This window comes from Mesorhizobium amorphae, assembly GCF_014843845.1.
Taxonomy (GTDB): Bacteria; Pseudomonadota; Alphaproteobacteria; order Rhizobiales; family Rhizobiaceae; genus Mesorhizobium; species Mesorhizobium amorphae_A.
In genome coordinates this window covers 1-215 of the sequence record NZ_JHQS01000066.1, presented here as the reverse complement: position 1 = coordinate 215, position 215 = coordinate 1, and the positions used below count along the sequence as shown (strand labels likewise).

Annotated in this window: 1 protein-coding gene; it reads left to right on the top strand. The window is 60.9% G+C overall.

Translation table 11 applies throughout. The annotated features are described in order from the left end of the window. Nucleotides 1–215 (top strand): EAL domain-containing protein (locus DH08_RS30010; RefSeq protein WP_192182880.1); only part of this gene is annotated, 215 nt, incomplete at both ends.

The following is a 215-nucleotide window of genomic DNA, read 5'->3' as shown; positions in this document are numbered from 1 at the left end:
GAGGCGTTGATACGCTGGCAGCATCCGACGCGAGGCACGGTGTCACCGGCCATTTTCATTCCGACGGCCGAGGAGACAGGCTTGATCGTGCCCATCGGCGATTGGGTTCTGCACGAAGCCTGTCGGCAGAACAAGGCCTGGCAGGACGCGGGTCTACCGCCCCTGATCGTCTGCGTGAATGTGTCGGCACGGCAATTCAGGGAAAGAAACCTGAT